At 55.6% G+C, this 459-nt stretch carries 1 protein-coding gene and 1 pseudogene; both read left to right on the plus strand.

The window, feature by feature from the left end; translation table 11 throughout:
• A pseudogene (locus tag AWU74_RS13240) lies at window positions 1–230 on the plus strand (hypothetical protein); the annotation flags it as partial.
• Window positions 231–233: 3 nt separating this feature from the next.
• The coding region (locus AWU74_RS13245) for a tRNA methyl transferase PRC-barrel domain-containing protein (RefSeq protein ID WP_306701118.1) at window positions 234–459 on the plus strand (226 nt) is incomplete at its 3' end.

Here is a 459-nt window from a genome sequence, read left to right on the forward strand (position 1 = left end):
ATTGCACTTGGCAGTTGACGAGTACGGGATACCGGCAGGCGGGCACTATCGCGGACTGTAGCCAAGCGTCTCTCCGTACGGAGTGCTTGGAAGCGGAAGCGGTTCCGTGCGGACAAAGCGTCTGTCAGGATTTTGTTTCTGACGGGTATTTCGACTCGCTTTTTCAGGATAAAGCGTCGATACCGGGCGACATTGCAGACCTTGACGGCAACGTATTGGGGCAACATTGAGGAATTGAGCATTACACCGTCGGACAACGGAGAGGACTCGGTGTCAGTTCCAATAGTCCACTGTATGTGCATTCGATAGACGCCGCACAGAACCGCGTGGTAGGCAATATCCTGCGCTTTGCAAAAAGCGCGGCATTCAGCTATATCGAGTGCTTCGTCCGGTCCGTAGCAAGCGGCACGGCGCATTGCGCTACGAGTGCCTTTACCTGCGCCGTCTCCGCTCCAATGC

It is taken from the genome of Treponema endosymbiont of Eucomonympha sp. (genome assembly GCF_001028545.1).